The organism is Streptomyces sp. NPDC004561, from assembly GCF_053602155.1.
Genome location: NZ_JBSGDB010000099.1, coordinates 1 through 22,369, shown reverse-complemented (window position 1 = coordinate 22,369; position 22,369 = coordinate 1). Strand labels below are relative to the sequence as shown.

21 protein-coding genes and 1 pseudogene are annotated in these 22,369 nt (G+C 71.9%); 10 read left to right on the top strand and 12 right to left on the bottom strand.

What is annotated here, in order from left to right:
• Window positions 1-34: 34 nt before the first annotated feature.
• The 3 genes from ACWEN3_RS15885 to ctaC are packed head-to-tail and all read right to left on the bottom strand — an operon-like array spanning window position 35 to window position 3,119.
• Window positions 35-433 (bottom strand): cytochrome c oxidase subunit 4, encoded by a 399-nt coding sequence (locus tag ACWEN3_RS15885; RefSeq protein ID WP_452970597.1) that lies wholly within the window; start codon window positions 431-433, stop codon window positions 35-37.
• On the bottom strand, window positions 430-2,163 hold the full coding sequence (ctaD, locus tag ACWEN3_RS15880) for an aa3-type cytochrome oxidase subunit I (protein WP_452970594.1): 1,734 nt from the start codon (window positions 2,161-2,163) through the stop codon (window positions 430-432). The genes ACWEN3_RS15885 and ctaD overlap by 4 nt, the downstream gene beginning before the upstream one ends.
• Window positions 2,160-3,119 (bottom strand): aa3-type cytochrome oxidase subunit II, encoded by a 960-nt coding sequence (ctaC, locus tag ACWEN3_RS15875; protein ID WP_452970592.1) that lies wholly within the window; start codon window positions 3,117-3,119, stop codon window positions 2,160-2,162. Before ctaC ends, ctaD begins: the two co-directional genes overlap by 4 nt.
• A gap of 320 nt (window positions 3,120-3,439) precedes the next feature.
• Here ctaC and ACWEN3_RS15870 point away from each other — a divergent pair, with 320 nt between their 5' ends.
• Window positions 3,440-4,816, top strand: coding sequence for an aminotransferase class V-fold PLP-dependent enzyme (locus tag ACWEN3_RS15870; protein ID WP_452970590.1), 1,377 nt, complete (start codon window positions 3,440-3,442; stop codon window positions 4,814-4,816).
• A 67-nt stretch (window positions 4,817-4,883) separates the two neighbouring features.
• On the opposite strand, the gene ACWEN3_RS15865 is transcribed toward ACWEN3_RS15870, so the two are convergent.
• Window positions 4,884-5,858 carry a carbohydrate kinase family protein gene (locus ACWEN3_RS15865; RefSeq protein ID WP_452970588.1) on the bottom strand — a complete coding sequence of 325 codons (975 nt, stop codon included), beginning with the start codon at window positions 5,856-5,858 and terminating at the stop codon, window positions 4,884-4,886.
• Between the two features lie 131 nt (window positions 5,859-5,989).
• Here ACWEN3_RS15865 and ACWEN3_RS15860 point away from each other — a divergent pair, with 131 nt between their 5' ends.
• Together ACWEN3_RS15860 and ACWEN3_RS15855 are read left to right on the top strand one after the other, a co-directional pair.
• On the top strand, window positions 5,990-6,217 hold the full coding sequence (locus tag ACWEN3_RS15860) for a hypothetical protein (RefSeq protein ID WP_452970585.1): 228 nt from the start codon (window positions 5,990-5,992) through the stop codon (window positions 6,215-6,217).
• A 101-nt stretch (window positions 6,218-6,318) separates the two neighbouring features.
• On the top strand, window positions 6,319-7,848 hold the full coding sequence (locus ACWEN3_RS15855; RefSeq protein WP_452970583.1) for a hypothetical protein: 1,530 nt from the start codon (window positions 6,319-6,321) through the stop codon (window positions 7,846-7,848).
• 94 nt (window positions 7,849-7,942) lie between these two features.
• Here ACWEN3_RS15855 and ACWEN3_RS15850 read toward each other — a convergent pair whose 3' ends face one another.
• The gene (locus ACWEN3_RS15850) at window positions 7,943-8,299 is read right to left on the bottom strand and encodes an iron-sulfur cluster assembly accessory protein (RefSeq protein ID WP_030951236.1); all 357 of its coding nucleotides are present in this window, start codon (window positions 8,297-8,299) and stop codon (window positions 7,943-7,945) included.
• A 264-nt stretch (window positions 8,300-8,563) separates the two neighbouring features.
• On the opposite strand from ACWEN3_RS15850, the gene nadA reads away from it, so the two are divergent.
• Window positions 8,564-9,748 carry a quinolinate synthase NadA gene (nadA, locus tag ACWEN3_RS15845; protein WP_452970581.1) on the top strand — a complete coding sequence of 395 codons (1,185 nt, stop codon included), beginning with the start codon at window positions 8,564-8,566 and terminating at the stop codon, window positions 9,746-9,748.
• A gap of 53 nt (window positions 9,749-9,801) precedes the next feature.
• On the opposite strand, the gene ACWEN3_RS15840 is transcribed toward nadA, so the two are convergent.
• From ACWEN3_RS15840 to ACWEN3_RS15830, 3 genes are all read right to left on the bottom strand, one after another.
• Window positions 9,802-12,903 (bottom strand): efflux RND transporter permease subunit, encoded by a 3,102-nt coding sequence (locus tag ACWEN3_RS15840; protein WP_452970578.1) that lies wholly within the window; start codon window positions 12,901-12,903, stop codon window positions 9,802-9,804.
• Window positions 12,904-13,100: 197 nt separating this feature from the next.
• A complete protein-coding gene (locus ACWEN3_RS15835; protein ID WP_452970576.1) occupies window positions 13,101-13,775 on the bottom strand; it encodes a response regulator in 675 nt (224 codons plus the stop codon).
• A complete protein-coding gene (locus ACWEN3_RS15830) occupies window positions 13,772-15,004 on the bottom strand; it encodes a sensor histidine kinase (RefSeq protein ID WP_452970573.1) in 1,233 nt (410 codons plus the stop codon). Before ACWEN3_RS15830 ends, ACWEN3_RS15835 begins: the two co-directional genes overlap by 4 nt.
• A gap of 197 nt (window positions 15,005-15,201) precedes the next feature.
• Between ACWEN3_RS15830 and ACWEN3_RS15825 the strand changes: the two genes are divergently transcribed.
• On the top strand, window positions 15,202-15,450 hold the full coding sequence (locus ACWEN3_RS15825) for a hypothetical protein (protein ID WP_452970571.1): 249 nt from the start codon (window positions 15,202-15,204) through the stop codon (window positions 15,448-15,450).
• Here ACWEN3_RS15825 and pspAA read toward each other — a convergent pair.
• Both pspAA and ACWEN3_RS15815 read right to left on the bottom strand, forming a co-directional pair.
• On the bottom strand, window positions 15,421-15,699 hold the full coding sequence (pspAA, locus tag ACWEN3_RS15820; RefSeq protein ID WP_452970569.1) for a PspA-associated protein PspAA: 279 nt from the start codon (window positions 15,697-15,699) through the stop codon (window positions 15,421-15,423). The two genes, ACWEN3_RS15825 and pspAA, sit on opposite strands and share 30 nt — an antisense overlap.
• Before the next feature lie 33 nt (window positions 15,700-15,732).
• Window positions 15,733-16,524, bottom strand: a complete 792-nt coding sequence (locus ACWEN3_RS15815) for a PspA/IM30 family protein (protein ID WP_452970566.1) — start codon at window positions 16,522-16,524, stop codon at window positions 15,733-15,735.
• A gap of 247 nt (window positions 16,525-16,771) precedes the next feature.
• On the opposite strand from ACWEN3_RS15815, the gene ACWEN3_RS15810 reads away from it, so the two are divergent.
• From ACWEN3_RS15810 to ACWEN3_RS15800, 3 genes are all read left to right on the top strand, one after another.
• A complete protein-coding gene (locus ACWEN3_RS15810) occupies window positions 16,772-17,398 on the top strand; it encodes a DUF3043 domain-containing protein (protein ID WP_452970565.1) in 627 nt (208 codons plus the stop codon).
• Window positions 17,399-17,481: 83 nt separating this feature from the next.
• The gene (locus tag ACWEN3_RS15805) at window positions 17,482-18,183 is read left to right on the top strand and encodes a methyltransferase domain-containing protein (protein WP_452970563.1); all 702 of its coding nucleotides are present in this window, start codon (window positions 17,482-17,484) and stop codon (window positions 18,181-18,183) included.
• Between the two features lie 56 nt (window positions 18,184-18,239).
• Window positions 18,240-19,337, top strand: a complete 1,098-nt coding sequence (locus ACWEN3_RS15800) for a S1C family serine protease (protein ID WP_452970560.1) — start codon at window positions 18,240-18,242, stop codon at window positions 19,335-19,337.
• Window positions 19,338-19,416: 79 nt separating this feature from the next.
• Here ACWEN3_RS15800 and ACWEN3_RS15795 read toward each other — a convergent pair whose 3' ends face one another.
• Window positions 19,417-19,629, bottom strand: a complete 213-nt coding sequence (locus ACWEN3_RS15795) for a hypothetical protein (RefSeq protein ID WP_452970559.1) — start codon at window positions 19,627-19,629, stop codon at window positions 19,417-19,419.
• A gap of 80 nt (window positions 19,630-19,709) precedes the next feature.
• Between ACWEN3_RS15795 and ACWEN3_RS15790 the strand changes: the two genes are divergently transcribed.
• Complete coding sequence (locus tag ACWEN3_RS15790; protein WP_452970557.1) at window positions 19,710-20,912, top strand: bifunctional adenosylcobinamide kinase/adenosylcobinamide-phosphate guanylyltransferase; 1,203 nt, start codon at window positions 19,710-19,712, stop codon at window positions 20,910-20,912.
• Here the strand turns inward: ACWEN3_RS15790 and ACWEN3_RS15785 are convergent.
• Window positions 20,901-21,902 (bottom strand): class I SAM-dependent methyltransferase, encoded by a 1,002-nt coding sequence (locus ACWEN3_RS15785; RefSeq protein ID WP_452970555.1) that lies wholly within the window; start codon window positions 21,900-21,902, stop codon window positions 20,901-20,903. The genes ACWEN3_RS15790 and ACWEN3_RS15785 overlap by 12 nt on opposite strands.
• Before the next feature lie 133 nt (window positions 21,903-22,035).
• Here ACWEN3_RS15785 and ACWEN3_RS15780 point away from each other — a divergent pair.
• A pseudogene (locus ACWEN3_RS15780) lies at window positions 22,036-22,281 on the top strand (nicotinate-nucleotide--dimethylbenzimidazole phosphoribosyltransferase); the annotation flags it as partial.
• Between the last annotated feature and the right edge of the window lie 88 nt (window positions 22,282-22,369).

Below are 22,369 nucleotides of genomic sequence, written 5' to 3'. Positions count from 1 at the left end.
GAGGGTCCGGGCTCCCGGGTGCGCGTTGCGCGTGTTACTGGGTGCGGCTCTCACCGTGGTAGTACTCGAACACCCAGCCGAACAGGCCGATCACGATGATCGGGGCGGCGAAGTAGATCAGCCACCAGCCGACCGCGATGCTGAGGAAGGCGATCGCACCGCCGACGCCCAGCAGCAGCGGCTGCCAGCTGTGCGGGCTGAAGAAGCCCAGCTCGCCCGCGTCGTCCGCGACGTCGGCCTCCTTGTCGTCCTGCGCACCCGCGTCGACCCGCCGGGCCGTGAAGCCCAGGTAGAAGCCGACCATGATGGTCAGGCCGAAGGCCAGGAAGAGCGCCGTGGTACCGGCCGGCTCCTTCGACCACACGCCGTAGACGATGGCCATGATCAGCATGAAGAAGCTGATCCAGATGAACATCCGGCCCTGGATCTTCACTTGCCGGCCTCCTTGCTGCCCGCGATGGCGGTGCCGTGACCGGCGTACTCCAGCTGCTCGAGCGCGGCGATCTCCGGGTGGTGCAGGTCGAACGCCGGGGATTCACTGCGGATCCGCGGCAGGGTGAGGAAGTTGTGCCGCGGCGGCGGGCAGGAGGTCGCCCACTCCAGCGAGCGGCCGTAACCCCACGGGTCGTCGACATCGACCTTCTTGCCGTACTTGGCCGTCTTCCACACGTTGTAGAGGAACGGCAGCATCGACAGGCCGAGCAGGAAGGAGCTGATGGTCGAGACCGTGTTCAGGGCGGTGAAGCCGTCGGCCGCCAGGTAGTCGGCGTAACGACGCGGCATGCCCTCGGCGCCCAGCCAGTGCTGCACCAGGAAGGTGCCGTGGAAGCCGATGAACAGCGTCCAGAAGGTGATCTTGCCGAGGCGCTCGTCCAGCATCTTGCCCGTCATCTTCGGCCACCAGAAGTGGAAGCCGGAGAACATCGCGAAGACGACCGTGCCGAACACCACGTAGTGGAAGTGGGCCACCACGAAGTACGAGTCGGAGACGTGGAAGTCCATCGGCGGCGAGGCCAGGATGACACCGGTCAGACCACCGAACGTGAAGGTGATCAGGAAGCCGGTCGCCCAGAGCATGGGTGTCTCGAAGGAGAGACTGCCCTTCCACATCGTGCCGATCCAGTTGAAGAACTTCACGCCGGTCGGGACCGCGATCAGGAACGTCATGAAGGAGAAGAACGGCAGGAGCACGCCGCCGGTGACGTACATGTGGTGGGCCCACACGGTCACGGACAGGCCGGCGATGGAGATGGTCGCGGCGATCAGGCCCATGTAGCCGAACATCGGCTTGCGGGAGAACACCGGGATCACTTCGGAGATGATGCCGAAGAACGGCAGCGCGATGATGTACACCTCTGGATGGCCGAAGAACCAGAAGAGGTGCTGCCACAACAGGGCTCCGCCGTTGGCCGCGTCGAAGACGTGGGCGCCGAACTTGCGGTCCGCCTCCAGGGCGAACAGCGCGGCGGCCAGCACCGGGAAGGCCAGCAGGACCAGGACACCGGTCAGCAGCACGTTCCACACGAAGATCGGCATGCGGAACATCGTCATGCCCGGGGCGCGCATGCAGATGATCGTGGTGATGAAGTTGACCGAGCCGAGGATGGTGCCGAAGCCGGAGAAGGCCAGACCCATGATCCACATGTCGGCGCCGATGCCCGGGCTGCGGACCGCGTCCGACAGCGGGGAGTAGGCGAACCAGCCGAAGTCGGCCGCACCGTCAGGGGTGAGGAAGCCGCCCACCGCGATGGTCGAGCCGAACAGGTACAGCCAGTAGGCGAACATGTTCAGCCGCGGGAACGCCACGTCGGGCGCGCCGATCTGCAGCGGCATGATCCAGTTCGCGAAGCCGGCGAACAGGGGCGTCGCGAACATCAGCAGCATGATCGTGCCGTGCATCGTGAACGCCTGGTTGAACTGCTCGTTCGACATGATCTGCAGGCCCGGCCGGGCCAGCTCGGCGCGCATGAGCAGCGCCATCACGCCACCGATCAGGAAGAACGCGAACGACGTCGCGAGATACATCGTCCCGATCGTCTTGTGGTCGGTGGTCGTCAGCCACTTCACCACTGCATTGCCGGGCTGCTTGCGCCTGACCGGCAGCTCGTCCGCGTAGGAGCCTTCAGCTGCCGCGGCACCCTGGGGTTCGTTGAGGATGCTCACAGGTTGTTCGTCTCCCGGTTCTTCTCGTGCGGCGTCTGCGCGATGCCGGCGGGAACGTAACCGGTCTGCCCCTTCTTGGCGAGGTCCTTGAGGTGCTGCTCGTAACGATCGGGGGAGACGACCTTCACGTTGAACAGCATCCGGGAGTGGTCGACGCCGCAGAGCTCCGCACACTTGCCGAGGAAGGTGCCCTGCTTGTCGGGGGTCACCTGGAAGGCGTTGGTGTGGCCCGGGATGACGTCCTGCTTCATCAGGAACGGCACCACCCAGAACGAGTGGATGACGTCACGCGAGGTCAGGATGAAGCGGACCGTCTTGCCCTCGGGGAGCCAGAGCGTCGGACCGGGGTTCCCGGTCTGCGGGTTGCGCGTGCCCGGCGTGCCGACGTCGTAGACGCCGCCGGCGTTCGCCGGGAAGGCGGCCTTGAACCGGTCCGGAATGGCGGCCAGGTTCGCGTCCGTCTTGGCGTTGCCCGAGACACCGGGGACGTTCTCGATGTAGTTGAAGCCCCAGCTCCACTGGAAGCCGACCACGTTGACCGTGACGTCGGGCTTCTTGCTGAGACTGAGGAGCTTCGTCTCGTCCCGGGCCGTGAAGTAGAAGAGCACCGAGATGATGATGATCGGGACCACCGTGTACAGGGCCTCGATCGGCATGTTGTACCGGGTCTGCGGAGGTACCTCGACCTTGGTGCGGCTGCGCCGGTGGAACATGGCGCTCCACAGGATCAGGCCCCACACCAGCACGCCGACGGCGAGCGCGGCAGCCCAGGAGCCCTGCCACAGGGAGAGGATCCGCGGAGCCTCTTCCGTGGTCGGGGTGGGCATGCCAAGGCGGGGGAAGTCCTTGTATGTGCAACCGGTTGCGGTCGCAAGGACCAGGCCCGCGGTCAGTGCCTGCAGCAGCTTCCGCCGCATCGGGCGCCGCGGCGAGCGGTCGGAGCCGTTGGGACTCACGTAGCGCCTTCCCGAGAGTCTCGCCCGCGCGGTCGGCTGCGGCCTTCTCGCTGGTCGGTCGCCGCCCTGCGTCGGGCAGGGGTTTGGATGTTTATGCGGACCAAACCCTAGCCGACGCCCTCCGGGGGTTCGCGGGGAGGGGGGCATACGCGTCGCCTGTCACTCGGTTGGGGTGGGATTGGGCGCCTAAAAGCTCGGGTTGTCGCGGTTTGATGGGCGGCCGCCGGCACGTTGTGGCTGGTCGAGCCCCCGCGGCGGAGCCGTGTGCCGACCGCCGCCCCGACCCCCTGTCCGGTCGCCGGAAGTTCTAACGTTGCCCTGTGGCCTACTTCGACGCTGCCTCCGCCGCTCCCCTGCACCCCGTCGCCCGTCAGGCGCTGTTGGCCTCGCTCGACGACGGGTGGGCCGACCCCGCGCGGCTCTACCGGGAGGGGCGCAAGGCGCGGATCCTGCTGGACGCGGCCCGGGAGGCGGCGGCCGAGGCGGTGGGCTGCCGGACCGACGAGCTGGTGTTCACCTCGTCCGGCACCAGGGCCGTACACACGGGCGTCGCGGGGGCGTTGGCCGGGAGGCGCCGGGTCGGACGCCACCTGATCGTGTCGGCCGTCGAACACTCCTCCGTCCTCCATTCGGCTGAAGTGTTCGAGGCGGAGGGGGGAACGGTCAGCCAGGTCGCCGTGGACCGGGGCGGGTCCGTGGACCCGGCCGGTTACGCCGCCGCGCTGCGGCCGGACACCGCGCTGGCCTGTCTGCAGTCGGCCAACCACGAGGTGGGAACCGCGCAGCCGGTGGCGGAGGTCGCCGAGGCGTGCCGGGCGGCCGGGGTGCCGCTGCTGGTGGACGCGGCGCAGTCGCTGGGCTGGGGGCCGGTCGAGGGCGACTGGTCGCTGCTGACGGCCAGCGCGCACAAGTGGGGCGGCCCCTCGGGGGTCGGACTGCTCGTCGTGCGCAAGGGGGTGCGGTTCGCCGCCCAAGGGCCGCTGGACGAGCGGGAGTCGGGGCGCGCGCCCGGGTTCGAGGACATCCCGGCCGTCGTGGCGGCCGTGGCCTCGCTGCGCGCGGTACGGGCGGAGGCGGCCCGGGAGTCGGTACGGCTGCGGGAGCTGACGGAGCGGATCCGGGCCCGGGTGCCGCGGCTGGTGCCGGACGTCGAGGTCGTGGGCGACCCGGAGCGGCGGCTGCCGGGGATCGTCACCTTCTCCTGTCTCTATGTCGACGGAGAGGCGCTGCTGCACGAGCTGGACCGGGAGGGCTTCTCCGTCTCGTCCGGTTCCTCGTGCACCAGCAGCACCCTGACGCCCAGCCATGTGCTGAAGGCGATGGGGGTGCTGAGCGAGGGGAACGTGCGCGTCTCCCTGCCGGCGGGCGCGGCCGAGGAGGACGTGGAACGGTTCCTCGAGGTGCTGCCCGGCGCGGTGGCGGGCGTCCGGGAGAAGCTGGGCGCACCCGCGCCGGCCACTCAGGCGGGTCCCGGGGAACTGCTGGTCGACTCCCTCGGCAAGCGCTGCCCGGTGCCGGTCATCGAACTGGCCAAGGTGTTCGGGCAGGTGCCGCTGGGCGGCACGGTGCGGGTCCTCTCGGACGACGAGGCGGCCCGGCTGGACATCCCCGCCTGGTGCGAGATGCGGGGCCAGGAGTACCTCGGGGAGGAGCCCGCGGAGCGCGGGACGGCGTACCTGGTACGCCGGGTGAGCTGAGCGCACGCGCAACGGGCGCGGGGAACTGCTCGAACAGTTCCCACGCGCCCGCCCGCGCGCGACCGGGTCAGCCCAGGTGGGCGCGGACCTCCTCGGCGGCCTCGTCCCCGTACGCCTTGGTGAACCGCTCCATGAAGTGGCCCCGGCGCAGCTGGTACTCCTGCGTGCCCACGGTCTCGATGACGAGGGTCGCCAGCATGCAGCCGATCTGCGCGGCGCGCTCCAGGGAGACGCCCCAGACCAGGCCGGAGAGGAAACCGGCGCGGAAGGCGTCGCCGACGCCCGTGGGGTCGGCCTTGCGGTCCTCGTCCGGGCAGCCGACCTCGATCGGGTCCTCGCCGGCGCGCTCGATGCGCACGCCCCGGGAGCCGAGCGTGGTGACGCGGTGGCCGACCTTGGCCAGGATCTCGGCGTCGCTGAAGCCGGTCTTGGACTCGATGAGGCCCTTCTCGTACTCGTTGGAGAAGAGGTAGGTCGCGCCGTCCAGCAGGATGCGGATCTCCTCGCCGCCCATCCGGGCGATCTGCTGGGAGAAGTCGGCCGCGAACGGGATCGAGCGGGAGCGGCACTCCTCGGTGTGCCGGAGCATGGCCTCCGGGTCGTCGGCGCCGATCAGCACCAGGTCGAGGCCGCCGACCCGGTCGGCGACCGTCTTCAGCTCGATCAGCCGGGCCTCGCTCATGGCGCCGGTGTAGAAGGAGCCGATCTGGTTGTGGTCGGCGTCGGTGGTGCACACGAAACGGGCGGTGTGCAGGGTGTCGGAGATGCGGACCGAGTCGGTGTCGACGCCGTGGCGGTCGAGCCAGGCCCGGTAGTCGTCGAAGTCGAAGCCGGCGGCTCCGACCAGGACGGGCCCGGTGCCGAGCTGGCCCATGCCGAAGGCGATGTTGGCGCCGACGCCGCCCCGGCGCACGTCGAGGTTGTCGACGAGGAAGGAGAGCGAAACCGTGTGCAGCTGGTCCGCGACGAGCTGGTCGGCGAAGCGACCGGGGAAGGTCATGAGGTGGTCGGTGGCGATGGAGCCGGTGACTGCAATGCGCACGACGGGGATTCTCCTGCGGGAGGCTGGGTTGACAGTTCACGCTACCCGGTCCGGAGCCGCCGCTGAAGCTGGCAAAACTACCCGATAGTAGATCTTTCTTCGCGGCCTCCGGCGTGCCTACGGTGGCCGTCATGACGAACCTCAAGGCCACCTCCCACGCCCGCAGGGTCTCCTCCGCTCCCGCCGACCTCGAGGGCGGTCTCGCCTCGCTGCGCGGCGACTGCGCCCGGATGGCCCCGCACTGGGCGGTCCCGAAGCACGCCGCCTCCCGGCCGGTGCCGCCGTCCCTCATCCACGGGGTGACCGTGCCGACCCGGTCCGCCCGGCTGCTGGACGCGATGTCCGACTACGGCGACTGAGGCACCCGGCGCGCTTCCGGGAACCGCGCGCTCCCCTCCCGCGTCCCATCGCCGTCCCCCGCACCGGGGATGCGGGATACGACCCAGCGAGGAGCGATGCGGTGAACACGGAGCGGCCCGAGAACTCCGGGGATGCGGAGGTTCCCGAGGTATCACCCGAGCGTGCGGCCGGAGCACCGGAGGCCGGCGGCGGGGACCCGGCCGCGCGGTCCGGCAGGCGCCGCTCCCGGGCCGTCGTCCTGTCCGTCGCGGCCGCCGTGCTGCTGGTCGGCGGCGGTGGCGCGTATCTCGCGGCGGGCAGCGACACGGGCGGTCGTACGAGCCCGGGCGCGGCCGGCGGCAGCGCCACTCCCCCGCCGCTCGCGCTGGACGGTTGGACGGGGTCGAACGGCATCGCGCCCGGCGAGCCGGATCCGTACGGCGCCCGGTACGTGGCGCACGGCGAGCTGCCGGCCGGTCCCGGCTCGGCTCCGGTGTACGGGCCGGGGGCCGGGGTCGGCGAGGCGCAGGTGGCCCGGCTGGCGAAGGCGCTCGGGGTGACCGGGGCGCCCGTGGCCGAGGGGCGGCTCTGGCGGGTCGGCGGCAAGGACGGCTCCGGGCCGAGCCTCCAGGTGAACCGGGACGCGCCGGGCAGCTGGACCTTCAGCCGGTACGCGCCCGGCACCGACGACTGCAAGAAGGGCGTCCTGTGCGCGCACGACCCGATGGCCCCCGCCGCGACCCCGGTGAGCGCGGCGGCGGCCGGGAAGGCGGCGGCACCCGTGCTGAGGGCGGCCGGGCTGGACGGCGCGAGGACCGATGCGAGCCAGATCATGGGCGCCCGGCGGGTGGTGAACGCCGACCCCGTCGTCGGCGGTCTGCCCACGTACGGCTGGACGACCGGTCTGACCGTCGACGAGCGGGGCGAGGTGGTCGGCGGCCACGGGCTGCTGTCGGCGCCCGTGAAGGGCGACACGTACCCCGTCCTGGGCGCGCAGAAGACGCTGGGGCTGATGAACGCGGCGCCGAAGGGCGACCACCGGATGGGCATCGGCGGCTGCGCCGATCCGGTGCCGCTGGAGAAGCGGCTGGAGCAGCCGTGCCGCCCCGCCACGGGGGCGCCGAAGCAGGCGGCGGACACGGTCACCGTGGAGAAGGCGGTGTTCGGGCTGTCCTCGCACTCCGTCGGCGGACGGCAGACTCTGGTGCCGTCCTGGCTGTTCGAGGTGCGGGGCCCGGCGGACCAGGGCGCGTCCACGGTGTCGTATCCGGCGGTCGATCCCCGCTATCTGGCGTCGGCGTCCACGCCCCCGGCCCCCTCGGCGCCGGCCGCGTCCGGGACGCCCGCGACCCGGAACGTGAAGGTGACCGGCTACACGGCTGACGGCCGGGACCTGACCGTGAGCTTCTACGGCGGGGTGTGCGCCGACTACCGCGCGGCGGCGAAGGAGAGCGGTGACAAGGTGACCGTCACGGTCACCGAGAAGCCCTGGCCGGACAAGGTGTGCGTGCTGATCGCCAAGGAGTACGCGAAGACCGTACGGCTGGACGCGCCGCTGGACGGGCGGACGGTGCTCGGCGCCGACGGGCGGCGGATCCCGCGGACGAAGCCGGGGGCGCTGCGTCCGGACGCGTCGGCGCGGGCGCGCTAGCCGGGCGCGGGTGCGCTGGGCCGGGCACGGGAAACGCGAGAGGCGGCGGTCCCCCGGAAGGGGCCGCCGCCTCTCGCGTCGGAGCGTGTGCGGCTCAGCTGAAGGAGTCGCCGCAGGCGCAGGAGCCGGTCGCGTTCGGGTTGTCGATCGTGAAGCCCTGCTTCTCGATGGTGTCGACGAAGTCGATCGACGCGCCACCCAGGTACGGAGCGCTCATGCGGTCGGTGACGACCTTGACGCCGCCGAAGTCCTTGACCACGTCGCCGTCGAGGGAACGCTCGTCGAAGAAGAGCTGGTAACGCAGGCCGGAGCAGCCGCCGGGCTGGACGGCGACGCGCAGCGCGAGGTCGTCGCGCCCTTCCTGGTCGAGCAGGGCCTTGACCTTGGCCGCGGCGGCGTCGCTCAGGATGATGCCGTCGGTGGCGGTGCTGGTCTCGTCCGATACGGACATCTACATCTCTCCCGGGTTGTACGGAGACTGCTTGCCGACGAGTGCAACCGGCTCTTCCGCGGATTCATTCCGGGCCGGGCAGTCGCGTTGTCGCGGTTTTGCTTCTCTCTTCATGCTCGCACATGCCCGAGGACGCGGACAGCGGCCCGCGGAGCAACCCGGGCGGGATTCACGTCACATGGACGCTATGGCCGTCGTCAAACTGACGTGAACCAGTTATGATAGATAGCGTCAGTTAGACGAAAAGTAGAAAGGGTGCGTGTCGTGACCACCGCCCAGACCCCGGAGCTCGACGTGCAGCCGACTCCGCTCGCCCTGCTGCTGCTCGGCCGTGAGGCCGACCCGAAGAGCGAGCGGGGCGTCGAGTGCCCCGGTGACCTGCCCTCGCCGTCCGACCCCGACCTGGTCGAGCGCGCCCGCGCCGCCAAGGAGAAGCTCGGCGACAAGGTCTTCGTACTCGGTCACCACTACCAGCGTGACGAGGTGATCCAGTTTGCCGACGTCACGGGCGACTCCTTCAAGCTGGCCCGGGACGCGGCCGCGCGCCCGGAGGCCGAGTACATCGTCTTCTGCGGCGTGCACTTCATGGCCGAGTCGGCGGACATCCTCACCTCCGACGCCCAGAAGGTCGTCCTGCCCGACCTCGCGGCCGGCTGCTCCATGGCCGACATGGCGACGGCCGAGCAGGTGGCGGAGTGCTGGGACGTGCTGACGGAGGCCGGGGTCGCCGAGCAGGTGGTCCCCGTCTCGTACATGAACTCCTCGGCCGACATCAAGGCGTTCACCGGCAGGCACGGCGGCACGATCTGCACCTCGTCCAACGCCAAGCGCGCCCTCGACTGGGCCTTCGAGCAGGGCGAGAAGGTCCTCTTCCTGCCCGACCAGCACCTCGGCCGCAACACCGCCGTCCGTGACATGGGGATGTCCCTGGACGACTGCGTGGTCTACAACCCGCACAAGCCGAACGGCGGGCTGACGGCGGAGCAGCTGCGGAACGCCAGGATGATCCTGTGGCGGGGGCACTGCTCGGTCCACGGCCGCTTCAGCCTGGACTCGGTCAACGACGTGCGCGAGCGCATCCCGGGCGTGAACGTCCTGGTCCACCCCGAGTGCCGGCACGAGGTCGTGGCCGCCGCAGACCACGTCGGCTCGACCGAGTACATCATCAAGGCCCTCGAAGCCGCCCCGGCCGGTTCCAAGTGGGCCATCGGCACCGAGCTGAACCTGGTCCGCCGGCTGGCGAACCGTTTCGCTCCCGAGGGCAAGGAGATCGTGTTCCTCGACCGCACGGTCTGCTTCTGCTCGACCATGAACCGCATCGACCTGCCCCACCTGGTCTGGGCCCTGGAGTCCCTCGCCGAGGGCAACCTGGTCAACCGGATCGAGGTCGACAAGGAGACCGAGGCGTTCGCCAGGCTGGCGCTGGAGCGGATGCTGGCGCTGCCGTAGCGCACACGGAAGGGGCCGGTTCTCCCGCGAGAACCGGCCCCTTCGTCGTGCCGTCAGACTCCGGCCGGCTCCAGCGCCTGCTCCGCCTTCGTCTCCTTCTTCGCGGCCCGCTTCCGCGCGCGCCGCTCCTTGCGGAGCTCGACCGTCGCGTACAGCGTCGGGACCAGCAGCAGGGTCAGCAGGGTCGACGAGATCAGACCGCCGATGACGACCACCGCGAGCGGCTGGGCGATGAAGCCGCCCTCGCCGGTGACGCCCAGGGCCATGGGCAGCAGGGCGAAGATGGTCGCCAGGGCCGTCATGAGGATCGGGCGCAGCCGGTGCCGGCCGCCCTCGATCACGGCCTCGACGACGCCGTGGCCCTGCCCGCGGTACTGGTTGATCAGGTCGATCAGCACGATCGCGTTGGTCACCACGATGCCGATCAGCATCAGCATGCCGATCATGGCCGGGACGCCCATCGGGGTGCCGGTGGCGACCAGCAGACCGAGCGCGCCCGTCGCCGCGAACGGGATGGAGACAAGCAGGATCAGCGGCTGGACCAGCGAGCGGAACGTCGCGACCAGCAGCATGAACACGATGGCGATCGCCGCCAGCATGGCCAGGCCGAGGTTCTTGAACGCGTCGCTCTGGTCGGAGGTGACACCGCCGATCTGGGCCTCGGCGCCCGCCGGGAGCTTCAGCGCCTTGATCTTCGACTGGAGCTGGGTGCTGACCGCGCCCGTGTTGTCACCGGTCGGCTTGGCCGTGATGGTCGCGGCGCGCCGGCCGTCGATCCGGGTCAGGGACACCGGGCCGTCCACCAGCTTCACCGTGGCGATGTCGCCGAGCTTCACCGGGCCGAGGCGCAGGTTCTTCAGCTGGGCCAGGGTGGTGGCGGGCTTCGCCGACTTCACGACGACATCGCGCTCGGTGTCGTCCAGGATCGCCTTCGCCGCCGTCGTGCCGCGCACGGCCTGGGCGACCGCGAGGCCCAGCTTCTGGTCGTCGAACCCGGCCGCGGCCGCCTTGGCGTTGGCGGTCACCGAGATCCGCGGCACGCTGGTGGCGAGGTCGCTGGTGACGTCGGTGACGCCGTCGAGGCCGGCCACGGCGGAGCGGACCTGCTCCGCGGCCGTGCGCAGCACCTGCGGGTCGGACGCCTTCACCACGACGCTCAGGTTCTGGTTGCCGAAGCCGCCGCCGGCCGTCACCGTGGTCGTGCCGATGCCCTTGAGGTTCTTCAGGCCGTCCTCGAGGTGCTTCTGCACGTCGGCGTACGACTTCGAGTCCTTCAGCATGACCTGGTAGGAGGCCTGGTTGGTGCCCGTGCCGCCGCCGAAGGCCGCCATGAAGCCGGAGGAGCCGACGGTGACCTGGTAGTCCTTCACGCCCTTGGTGCCGGCGAGGAACTGCTCCACCTTGCGCGCCTGCGCGTCGGTGGCCGCCAGGCTGGTGCCGGGCCTCAGCTCCTGCTTGACGGTGAGGACCTCCTGCTGGCCCTGGTCGAAGAAGTTGGTCTTCAGCAGGCCGGACATGCCGAAGGTGACGACCAGGACCACGATCGCGATCAGGACGCTGGTCAGCCTCCGGCGGGTGGCGAAGCGCAGGACGGGGACGTAGGCGCGCTGGAGGCGGCTGTCCGCCTCCTTCGCCTCGGCCCGGCGGCGGGCCTCGGCGGCGTCCTCGGGGGTGCCCTTCGGGGCGCGCAGGAACCAGTACGACAGCACCGGCACGACCGTCAGCGAGACGAGCAGGGAGGCCAGCAGGGCCGCCGTCACGGTGATGCTGAACGAGCCGAACAGGGCGCCCACCATGCCGCCGACCAGGCCGATCGGCAGGAACACGGCGACCGTGGTGAGGGTGGAGGAGGTGACCGCGCCGGCCACCTCGCGCACCGCGCCGAGGATGGCCTCCCGGCGCTCCTCGCCGTAGCCGAGGTGCCGCTTGATGTTCTCCAGGACCACGATCGAGTCGTCGACGACCCGGCCGATGGCGATGGTCAGCGCGCCGAGCGTGAGCATGTTCAGGGACAGCCCGCGCGTCCACAGCACGATCAGGGCGAGGACGACGGACAGCGGGATGGACACCGCCGTGACCAGCGTCGAGCGGATCGACGCGAGGAAGACCAGGATGACCAGGACCGCGAAGAGCAGGCCGAGCGCGCCCTCGGTGGTCAGGCCCTTGATGGACTTGGAGACGGCCGGGCCCTGGTCGCTGACGACCGTGAGCCTCGCGCCGGAGCCGAGGTCCTTGCGCAGGCCCGGCAGCTTGCCCTTGACCGCGTCGGAGATGGAGACCGCGCTGCCGTCGTGGTCCATCGTCACGTTGACGGCGAGGCTGGGGCGGCCGTCGGTGCGCGTGATGGAGTCGGCCGGGGCCGGCTGCTCCTTGACGGTGGCCACGTCACCGAGGCGTACGGGCTTCCCGGCGCCCTCGCCGGTGACCGTCAGGTCCTGGATCTGCTTCAGGGAGGTGAAGCCGCCGCCGACCTGCACGGTGCGGTTGGCGCCGTTCTCGTCGAAGGAGCCGGCCGGGACGGTCGCGCCGCCCGCCTGCAGGGCCTGGGCGAGGGCCGCGGGGGTGAGTCCGGCCCGTGCGAGCCCGGCGTCGTCCGGGGTGACGGTGACCTGCAGGTTGCGGACGCCCATGACCTGGACGCGGCCGACGCCGGCGACGTCCTTCAGGGCCGGGACGACCGTCTTGTCGAGCTGGTCGGCGAGGGCCTGCTGGTCCTTGTTCGAGGTGGCCGCGAGGACCACGGTCGGCATGTCGTCCGTGGAGCCGGAGATGACCTGCGGGTCGACGGTGTCCGGGAGCTGGTTGCGGGCCCGGTTGACGGCCTGCTGGACGTCGGAGACGAGCTGCTTGGTGTTGTTGCCGTAGTCGAAGGACGCCATGATCACGGCGTTGCCCTCGCTGGCGGTCGAGGTGACCGAGGTGACACCGTCGACGGCCTGGAGGTTGTTCTCGATCGGCTCGACGACCTGCTTCTCGACCACGTCGGGCGAGGCGCCCTGGTACGGCGCGAGGACCGACACCATGGGCAGGTCGATGGTGGGCAGCAGCTGCTGCTTGATCTGGGGTATCGCGATCAGCCCGAAGACCAGCGCGACGATCGACATGAGCCCGATGAGGGCTCGTTGCGCGAGGCTGAATCTGGACAGCCAGGACATGGGTCAGGGTCTCTCTTCAGTGAGCGGCAGAAGCACCTCCGCGCCGGAGGAGGTCCGGGCGCGGAGGAAGCGGCGGCGGGATGTGGGGGTGAGCGCCCACCCCGCCACCCTGGTCCATCGCGGAGGGCCGATCCGTAGCCCCCAGGTCCATTTCCTCGTCCGGGCACTACTCCGCGCGCAGTACACGCGGGTGGAGATCAGTCCATCCGGGGGCGGACCAGCCCGGACTCGTACGCGATCACGACGAGCTGCGCACGGTCCCGGGCGCCGAGCTTGGCCATGGCCCGGTTGACGTGGGTCTTCACGGTCAGCGGGCTGACCTCCAGGCGCTCGGCGATCTCGTCGTTGGAGTGGCCGCCCGCGACCTGGACGAGCACCTCCCGCTCCCGGCCGGTGAGCGCGTCGAGGCGTTCGGAGCGGGCCGGGTCGCGGCCGTCGTCGCCCTGGGCCAGGAAGCGGGCGATCAGGCCCTTGGTGGCGGCCGGGGACAGCAGGGCCTCACCGCCGGCGGCGACCCGGATGGCGTTCAGCAGCTCCTCCGGCTCGCTGCCCTTGCCGAGGAAGCCGGAGGCGCCGGCGCGCAGCGACTGGACGACGTAGTCGTCCACCTCGAAGGTGGTCAGGATGACCACCCGGACGTGTGCGAGCAACGGGTCGGCGCTGATCAGGCGGGTGGCGGCGAGGCCGTCGGTGCCGGGCATCCGGATGTCCATGAGGACGACGTCGGCGGCCCGCTCACCCGCGAGCCGGACCGCTTCCGCGCCGTCGGAGGCCTCCCCCACGACCTCCATGTCCGGCTCGGAGTCGACCAGCACCCGGAACGCGCTGCGCAGCAGTGCCTGGTCGTCGGCGAGCAGGACACGGATCGTCATACGGGCTCTCCCGGTGCCGTCGTGCGGCTCTCGGTGCGGGTCTTGACGGGCAGGATCGCATGGACGCGGAAACCGCCGCCGTAGCGGGGTCCGGTGGTGAGGGTGCCGCGCAGGGCGGTGACCCGCTCCCGCATGCCGAGCAGCCCGTGGCCGCCGCCGGCCTCCGGGGCGGCGGCCTCGCCGGAGCCGTCGTCGAGGACGGTGACCTCGATGTTCGGTCCGACGCGTACGACGCTGACCTCGGCCCTGGCATCGGCGCCCGCGTGCTTCTGGACGTTGGTCAGGGCCTCCTGGACGATCCGGTAGGCGGCGAGGTCCACGGCGGCCGGGAGCTCGGTGCCCTGATCGGCGCGGGCCACGTCCACCGGGAGCCCGGCGCTGCGGAAGGTGGTGGCGAGCTCGTCCAGGAGGTTCAGACCGGGGGCGGGCTCGGTGGGGGCCTCCGGGTCACCGGACTGGCGCAGCAGGCCGACGGTCGCCCGGAGTTCGTTGAGCGCGCTGCGGCTGGCCTCACGGACGTGCGCGAGGGCCTCCTTGGCCTGGTCGGGCCGCTTGTCCATGACATGGGCGGCGACCCCGGCCTGCACGTTGACCAGGGCGATGTGGTGGGCGACGACGTCGTGCAGATCGCGGGCGATGCGCAGCCGCTCCTCGGCGACCCGGCGGCGGGCCTCCTCCTCGCGGGTGCGCTCGGCGCGCTCGGCGCGTTCCCGGATGGCCTGCACGACCGCGCGGCGGCTGCGCACGGCGTCGCCTGCGGTGGCGCCGATGCCGGTCCAGGCGAGCACGCCCAGGTTCTCCTGCGCGTACCAGGGCAGGGGGCTGCCGAGCATGGCGGCGGCGGTCAGCACGGTCATGGTGAGCAGGCCGACCCGCAGGGTGGTGGTGCGGTCGGTGGTCGAGGCCACGGTGTAGAGGGCGACCACGGCGGACATCGCGACCGGGGCGCGCGGGTCGCCGGTGACGCACTCGACGAGGGAGACGGTGCCGGTGACGGCGAGGACCGTCATGGCGGCGCGGCGCCGGAAGACCAGGGCCGCGGCGCCGAGGACCATCAGCAGCAGGCCGAGCGGGTCGGGGGTGCGGACGCCCCAGGTGACGCCGTTCGGTCCGCGGGGCACCACGAAGGAGCCGGCGACCATGCACACGAGTACGCCGGCCGCGAGGGCCGCGTCCAGGGCCAGGGGGTGTGCCCTGAGGCGGCAGCGGGCGCGGTCGAGAGTGCTCACATGTCGAACAGTACGGTTCCGGTCCGGGGCGGCGGCAAGACGCCCGGTCTCCCGGCGCTCGCGGGACTGTTGGGCAGCCGGCCAGCCGATTGACCGTCCACGGTCAATCACTGTTGGCCGGACCTGTGCGACCCGCAGGCCCTGTACTCCTGGGACGGCGTCGCCGGGCGCCGGCGTCCAAGGTGACGGACCTGCCGATGTCGGACGCGGGCGCCTGGGAGTCGGTCGTCTCCGTGCCCGACCTGACCGCCTCCGGCGCCCGGGTGCGGCTGATCGCCGACGACGGCTCCGCCGACCTCTACGGCGACGGCACCGAGGCGAAGGGCCTCAGCCACCCGGAGTGGCAGAAGTCCCGCACCACCTGGTTCACCCGAACTGACCCGGAGCGTCTCCCCGGGCTGGTCCCGGAGCGGGCCTCAGCCCGGGATCAGCCCCTCGTCGCCTAGCATCTCCCGGACCTCCTCCAGCGAGGCGTCCGGGGACGGAAGGATCAGCTCCGAGGGTTCCAGGGCGTCGTCCGGCAGCGGAGCGCCGAGCCGGCGGACGGAGTCGAGGAGGGTGCCGAGCGTGCGGCGGAAGCCCACCTCGTCCCCGCGCCGCACCTGCTCCAGCAGCTCGTCGTCCAGCTTGTTCAGCTCGGTGAAGTGGGCGTCGTCCAGCCTCACCTGGCCCTCGCCCATGATCCGTACGATCACGTCGGCCTCCTCGGCTCGGGTACCGGCGCCGGACTACTGCTTGTCGAAGCGCGGGGTGTCCTGCGGCTGCTGCTGGGACTGCCCCTGCCCGGTGCCGCCCTCGATCGCCTGCTGCGGGGTGCCACCCGCGAGCTCGGCCTTCATGCGCTGCAGTTCCAGCTCCACATCCGTACCACCGGAGAGCCGGTCCAGCTCGGCCGCGATGTCGTCCTTCGCCGTACCCGTCGGGTCGTCCAGGGCACCGGAGGCGAGCAGCTCGTCGATGGCTCCGGCGCGGGCCTGGAGCTGCTGCGTCTTGTCCTCGGCGCGCTGGATGGCCAGGCCGACGTCGCCCATCTCCTCGGAGATGCCGGTGAAGGCCTCCCCGATCCGGGTCTGGGCCTGCGCGGCCGTGTAGGTGGCCTTGATGGTCTCCTTCTTGGTGCGGAAGGCGTCCACCTTGGCCTGCAGGCGCTGGGCCGCCAGGGTGAGCTTCTCCTCCTCGCCCTGGAGGGTCGCGTGCTGCGTCTCGAGGTCCGTCACCTGCTGCTGGAGGGCGGCACGCCGGGACAGCGCCTCGCGGGCCAGGTCCTCACGGCCGAGCGCGAGCGCCTTGCGGCCCTGGTCCTCCAGCTTGGACGACTGCTGCTGCAACTGGTTGAGCTGGAGTTCCAGGCGCTTGCGGCTGGTCGCCACGTCGGCGACTCCGCGGCGCACCTTCTGCAGCAGCTCCAGCTGCTTCTGGTACGAGTAATCGAGGGTCTCGCGCGGGTCCTCGGCCCGGTCAAGGGCCTTGTTCGCCTTCGCGCGGAAGATCATCCCCATACGCTTCATGACACCGCTCATGGGCTTCGCGCGCCCCCTTCTGACGGACTCCAGCTCACAGATCCTGCGACAGAACCCACAGTACGGGCCCTGCCTCCATTACCGCACCGTCCGGGGGCTGATGCGCTCATCCCCAAGGACGACTGCGGACGGTATCGCTCCGGCGTGAGGAGTAGGTGATCCCCCACCGGAACCCCTCCGGAGCGCCCCCTCCGTCCCCCTACAGACGTCCGGTGTTGCCGGATCGTTCCCCACCGGGCTGGGGTCCATGCCGGGGATGCCCTTACCCTTGGGTTTTGTGTTCCGTAGCCGTGCCAAGGAAGAGAAGACGCCCGCCGACAAGACGCCGGTGAACTTCTCCAAGCAGACCCGTGACCCGCAGGCCCCCAAGGGCAGGCCCACGCCCAAGCGCAGTGAGGCCCAGTCCCAGCGCCGCAGCGTGGCCAACACGCCCACGAACCGCAAGGACGCCGCGAAGCGTCAGCGCGAGGACCGCCGTCAGGCGCTGGCGCGGCAGCGCCAGGCGCTGGCCGGCGGCGACGAGCGCTATCTGCCGGCCCGTGACAAGGGCCCGGTCCGCAAGTTCGCCCGGGACTGGGTGGACTCGCGGTTCAACGTGGCCGAGTTCTTCCTGCCGCTCGCCGTGGTGATCCTCGTGCTGAGCGTGGTGCGGGTGCCCTCCATCCAGACCATCGCCCTGCTGCTGTGGCTGATCGTGATCGTGCTGATCGTGGCCGACGGGGCGTTCAGCGGGCTCAGGCTGAAGAAGCGGCTCAAGGAGCGCTTCCCCGGCCAGAACACGCGGGGCGCGGTCGCCTACGCCCTGATGCGGTCCCTGCAGATGCGCCGGCTCCGGCTGCCGAAGCCGCAGGTCAAGCGCGGAGAGCGGCCCTGAGCGCTGACGCCTTCACCGGGGGTGCGGCGGACGCGTGGCTGAGCCGTCTCGGCGGTCTGCGTGACGTCGTACGGCAGGAGCTGGTGGCCCGGCAGCTCGATGAGCAGATAGCCGGGCGGTTCCCGGTCGGGCAGCGGCTGCGCGTGCTCGACGTGGGGATGGGCCAGGGCACGCAGGCACTGCGGCTGGCCCGGCTCGGCCACCAGGTGACCGGGGTCGAGCAGGACGCGACGATGATCGCCGCCGCCCGCGCGGCCCTGGCCGGGCAGCCGGAGGGCATCCGGGAGCGGGTCCGGCTGGTGCAGAGCGACGGGCGGGACACCGGTGTGCACTTCCTGCCGGGCGGCTTCGACGTGGTGCTGTGCCACGGCGTCCTGATGTACGTGGCGGAGCCCGACCCGCTGGTGGCGGGCCTGGCCAGGATGCTGGCCCCGGGCGGACTGCTGTCGCTCCTCGTGCGCAACGGCGACGCGCTCGCCATGCGGCCGGGCCTCGCCGGGGACTGGGCGGGCGCGCTGGCCGCCTTCGACACCGCCTCGTACCACAACCGCCTGGGCCTGGACGTGCGGGCCGACCGGCTGTCGGCGCTCACCGCCACCCTCGCCGGCATCGCCGCCCCGTTGCACGCCTGGTACGGGGTCCGGGTCTTCACGGACACGGCGGCGGACGGCGCCCCGGTCCCCGACGACCTCGACACCCTGCTCGCGGTCGAGGAGCGGGCTGGCCGCACCGACCCCTACCGCGGGGCGGCGGCGCTGCTGCACCTGTGCGGAGTACGCGGCTGAGCCCGTTCAGAGGAACACGGCGGGCCTGTTGATCATCCCGAGGTGAGACTCGGGGCATGGCCGCATTCCGTACCCGTGCCCCTCGCAGATCCGGCGCCCGTGCCTCGCGGAGGAGCGCCCGTGTCCCCGCCCTGCTGTGCTGTGCGGCGCTCGCCGCCGGCTGCTCCGTCCCCTCCGTCCCGGCCGGCGACGACACCGCGGTGACCGCCCGGACGGCCGCGCCGCTGACCGCGGGCGGCCTGCAGAGCGAGTACCAGAAGGTCATCAAGGCGGTCCTGCCGTCGGTCGTGCAGATCGACGCGGGCCGTGACCTGGGCTCCGGGGTGGTGTACGACGACAAGGGGCACATCGTCACCAACGCGCACGTGGTCGGTTCCGAGCGGACGTTCAAGGTGACCACGGCGAACAGCGAGGAGCCGCTCAGCGCGAGCCTGGTCTTCTCCTACCCCGAGCAGGACCTCGCCGTGATCAGGCTGGACAAGGTGCCGGCCGGGCTGCGGCCGGCGGTGCTCGCCGACTCCGGGAAGGTGGAGGTCGGCCAGCTCGTGCTCGCCATGGGCTCGCCGCTCGGGCTGTCGTCCAGCGTGACCCAGGGGATCGTCTCGGCGACCGGACGGACCGTCACCGAGGGACAGAGCGACGGCGGCACGGGCGCCACCATCGCCAACATGGTGCAGACGTCGGCCGCCATCAACCCCGGCAACAGCGGCGGCGCCCTGGTCGACCTGGACGGGCGGGTCATCGGCATCCCGACGCTCGCCGCGGGCGACCCGAACCTCGCCGGCGGCGCGGCGGCCGGCATCGGCTTCGCCATCCCGGCGTCGATGGTGCGGACGGTCGCCGGGCAGATCGTCAGGGCGGGCAAGGTCATCGACTCGGGGCGGGCCGCGCTCGGCATCACCGCGCGGACCGTCGTGGACGAGGGCTACCGGCCCGCCGGGGCCGCCGTGGTCACCGTCAGGAGCGGGGGCGCGGCCGCGGCGGCGGGTCTGCGCCCCGGCGACATCGTCACCAGGCTCGGCGACCGGCCCGTCACCACCGTCACCTCGCTGTCGGAGGCGCTGGCGGCGGTCGATCCCGGGCAGCGCGCCTCGGTGACGTACCAGCGCGGCGGCGCCGACAGGACGGCGGAGGTGACGCTGGGCGCACAGTGAGGAGGGGTACGGCCCGCGGGGCACGGCCCCGATGTGTCGCCTTCGGCGTACGGCCCCTCCTCACCGGGGGCGGGGCGGGCTAGGACGCGTCGGCGTGCAGGCTCATCGGCCCGTAGATCTCGGCGGTCTCCTCGAACAGCCGCACCTGGTCCGCGCCGCCCTCCTGGAGCGCCTTCCAGTGCTCCCCGATCCAGGACTCGGCATCCCCCTGCGTGGTGAACTCCTCGGGCTGCACCGCGGGCTGGACCTCCGTCCCGTCGGCCTTCTCGAACCGCCACGTCCATGCCGTCATGTGGGCCTCCTTGTGATCCAACACCTGCTGGAAGACTAGCCGGAAGCGCAAGACCTGATCAGACAGGCGAAAATCGATCCGTGGAAATCACTCTGCTCGGTACTGGCGCCCCGGCGGGGCTGCCCCGGCCCGACTGCCCCTGCGCCGCCTGCGCGGCCGCGCTGGGGCCGGACACGCGGGCGGCGACCGCGCTGCTCGTGGACGGGGCGCTGCTGCTCGATCTGACGCCGGGGGCGGCGTTCGCGGCCGCGCGGTCCGGGCATTCGCTGGTCGGGGTGCGGCAGGTGCTGCTGTCGCACCCGCACGACGGGCCCCCGGTGGAGGTGCCGGCCGGGCTGCCGCAGCCCGGCCGGGTGCCGGACGGGCGGGAGTTGGCGCTGCTGACGGGGCATCGGGTGCGGGCCGTGGCGATGGACGCGGGCGGCACCGGGTACGCGGTGACCGGGCCGGACGGGCAGCGGCTGCTGTACCTGCCGCCGGGCGGGGCGCCGGCCGGTCTGGAGGAGTCGACGGCGGAGGCGTACCACATGGTCCTCGCGGACGTCGTGGGCCGCCCGGACGCGCTGGCCCGGCTGCGGGCGGTCGGCTCCGCCGGCCCGACGACGGACGTGCTCGCCGTCCACCTCGACCATGACGTGCCGCCCGGCGCGGAGCTGCGGCGGCGGCTCGCCGCGGCGGGGGCGCGCGCGGTGCCGGACGGTACGACGCTGGTGGTCGGGGCGTACGAGGACGTGCCGGACGTGCCGCGCCGCACGCTGGTCCTGGGCGGGGCCCGCTCGGGCAAGTCCGTGGAGGCCGAGCGGCGCCTGGAGTCCTTCCCGGACGTGCTGTACGTGGCGACCGGCGGGACGCGGGGCGGCGACACCGAGTGGGCGGCGCGGGTCGCCGCGCACCGGGACCGGCGGCCGGGGTCGTGGCGTACGACGGAGACGACGGACCTGGTGCCGCTGCTCGCCGAGGACGGGCCGCCGGTGCTGATCGACTGTCTGTCGCTGTGGCTGACGGACGTCATGGACTCCGTGGGGGCGTGGGACGACGCGGAGTGGGCGGGGGGCGGCGAGAAGGCGCTGCGGGAGCGGGTGCGGGAGCTGGCCGACGCGGTGCGGTGCACCCGGCGCACGGTGGTGGCCGTGTCGAACGAGGTGGGCTCGGGAATCGTCCCCGCCACCGCCTCGGGCCGCCGGTACCGGGACGAACTCGGGCGCCTGAACGCGGCGTTCGGGGCGGAGTGCGAGCAGGTGCTGCTGGTGGTCGCGGGGCAGGCGCTGGTGCTACGGGGCTGACCGCTGTGCCGGGCTCTTGCGGGCGACGAGGCGGTACCCGTTGGCGAACGGGGTGTGGCGGAGCAGCGGCGCCAGGGTCTGGTCCAGGGCCCAGGCGATGTCGAGCAGCGGGACCGCGAGGGTCTTCGACAGGGGGTGCGCGCCGGCCAGGGCCAGGGCGAGGGCCGCCGAGAGGTCGTAGGGGATGTGGGCGGCGCCGCGGTCCGTGACGAGGACGGCGCAGCCCTGGTCCTCCAGTTCCGCGCGGAGGTTGGCGAGCGGCGGCAGGTGCAGATGGCGCGGCTGGCCGTACGGGAGCCACCATCTGCCGAGCAGGGCGGCGAACACGCAGCGCGGGTCGGGGACCTCGACGACGAGGTGACCGCCGGGGCGCAGCACCGCCAGGGCCGCGCGGAGTTCGGCGCGCGGGTCGGGGGTGTGCTCCAGGTGGTGGAACATGCTGACCACGTCGTAGCGGGCGCGCAGCCGGGCGGTGGTGCCGGGGGTCGTGAGGTAGCCGCGGTGGGCCTCCTCGATGCGGTCCTCCAGGAGGGCCTGCTCCACCCGGGCGGTCGGGTCCAGGCCGTCGAAGCTGGTGTACGGGAAGAACTCCTTGGCCGCCTCGGGGAAGCGGGCGCGGCCCGTGCCCACGTCCAGCCAGCTCTCCGGCTCGGGCAGCGCCGACAGCCGCCGGGCGGCGGCCCGGTGCCGGCGGCGGACCGCGCGGGGGGAGAGGACGCGCACGGCGAACTCCTCCAGCTGCCGTTCGTAGAAGTCCCGGTGGAAGAAGGCGAGTCCCTCCGCCGTGAGCCGGGGGTTCTGGAAGGTGTGGCGGCAGTCGCCGCACTCGTCGAGAACGAAGGTGCCCGCCCGGTGCCGCAGGGGGTCGCCCGCGCGCACCCGGGTCCGCAGCCGCTCGGAGCCGCACCAGGGGCAGTCCCCGCGGCGCGGCTCGAGGAACGGGTCGGCGGACCGCGGGAGGGTCTCCGGCGTGAGGGGCGAGGTCGGCATGGGCGGCTCCCTGTGCGACATTCCACTGCAAACCGGAACGTATGGGATCCCGATCTTGGGTGCAACGACGTCGCCGGGGTGTGGTGGCCATGTGGCGCGTGAGCCTTCGCTCTCTGGCGGTACTGTTCGGCGAATGAGCAGGCTTAATCTGGACGACTTCACCGATCTGATCGAGCGCCCGGACGGGGGCGTGCGCCGTGACGCCGAGGCCCGTCGGGAACGCCAGATCGTGCCGCCCGGGGCGCTGGGGCGCCTGGACGAGCTGGGCGAGTGGCTGGCCGCCGCGCAGGGTGCGGTGCCGGTACGGCCCGTCGAACGGCCGCGGGTGATCCTCTTCGCCGGTGACCACGGCATCGCCGGTCTGGGCGTCTCGGGGCGGCAATGATCCATGCCGTGCGGAACCTGCTGGCCCGCTGCCGCACCGAAGCCGCCTTCCGCGGCGACCGCGGATCCATGTCCCTGTTCCT

Bases quoted from the DNA above. Each gene is read 5' to 3' on its own strand.
- ACWEN3_RS15860 (WP_452970585.1), top strand. From the start codon at position 5,990: ATGACGAACCTCAAGGCCACCTCCCACGCCCGCAGGGTCTCCTCCGCT.
- ACWEN3_RS15850 (WP_030951236.1), bottom strand. From the start codon at position 8,299: ATGTCCGTATCGGACGAGACCAGCACCGCCACCGACGGCATCATCCTG.
- ACWEN3_RS15840 (WP_452970578.1), bottom strand. From the start codon at position 12,903: ATGTCCTGGCTGTCCAGATTCAGCCTCGCGCAACGAGCCCTCATCGGG.
- ACWEN3_RS15835 (WP_452970576.1), bottom strand. From the start codon at position 13,775: ATGACGATCCGTGTCCTGCTCGCCGACGACCAGGCACTGCTGCGCAGC.
- ACWEN3_RS15825 (WP_452970571.1), top strand. From the start codon at position 15,202: ATGTCGGACGCGGGCGCCTGGGAGTCGGTCGTCTCCGTGCCCGACCTG.
- ACWEN3_RS15815 (WP_452970566.1), bottom strand. From the start codon at position 16,524: ATGAGCGGTGTCATGAAGCGTATGGGGATGATCTTCCGCGCGAAGGCG.
- ACWEN3_RS15810 (WP_452970565.1), top strand. From the start codon at position 16,772: ATGCCGGGGATGCCCTTACCCTTGGGTTTTGTGTTCCGTAGCCGTGCC.
- ACWEN3_RS15800 (WP_452970560.1), top strand. From the start codon at position 18,240: ATGGCCGCATTCCGTACCCGTGCCCCTCGCAGATCCGGCGCCCGTGCC.
- ACWEN3_RS15795 (WP_452970559.1), bottom strand. From the start codon at position 19,629: ATGACGGCATGGACGTGGCGGTTCGAGAAGGCCGACGGGACGGAGGTC.
- ACWEN3_RS15785 (WP_452970555.1), bottom strand. From the start codon at position 21,902: ATGCCGACCTCGCCCCTCACGCCGGAGACCCTCCCGCGGTCCGCCGAC.